Raw genomic sequence first — 430 nt, 5'->3', positions numbered from 1 at the left:
TCCACGTCGACGGGCCTCTCGTCGGCGAATAGCTCGGTCAGCTCGCTCTCCACGTCGACCTCGACCGGCCTGAGCTCGACCAACAGCTCAGTTACGTCGCTCTCGTCGTCCACGTCGACGGGCCTCTCGTCGGCGAATAGCTCGGTCAGCTCGCTCTCCACGTCGACCTCGACCGGCCTGAGCTCAACCAACAGCTCAGTTACGTCGCTTTCGTCGTCAACGTCCAGCGGCCTCTCGTCGGCTAATAGCTCCATCGGCTCGCTCTCGACGTCGACTTCGACCGGCCTGAGCTCGACCAACAGCTCCGTTACTTCGCTTTCCTCGTCGACCTCGACGGGTCTTTCGTCCGCAACCAGCTCGATCTCGTCGCTGTCCACGTCGACTTCGACCGGGATCAACTCGCTGTCGACTTCCACGTCGACTGGCTTGT

Annotated in this window: 1 protein-coding gene; it reads right to left on the bottom strand. The window is 62.3% G+C overall.

Going from position 1 to position 430, the window contains the following annotated elements:
- Positions 1 to 416, bottom strand: a 416-nt coding sequence (locus tag SB786_RS35680) for a hypothetical protein (RefSeq protein ID WP_410731498.1), incomplete at its 3' end; no start/stop codon positions are given.
- Between the last annotated feature and the right edge of the window lie 14 nt (positions 417 to 430).

The sequence above is a fragment of the Burkholderia sp. SIMBA_062 genome (assembly GCF_046534765.1).
GTDB classification, from domain to species: domain Bacteria; phylum Pseudomonadota; class Gammaproteobacteria; order Burkholderiales; family Burkholderiaceae; genus Burkholderia; species Burkholderia ambifaria.
The sequence above is the reverse complement of the archived record's forward strand: the minus strand, read 5'-3'. Positions and strand labels throughout refer to the sequence as shown.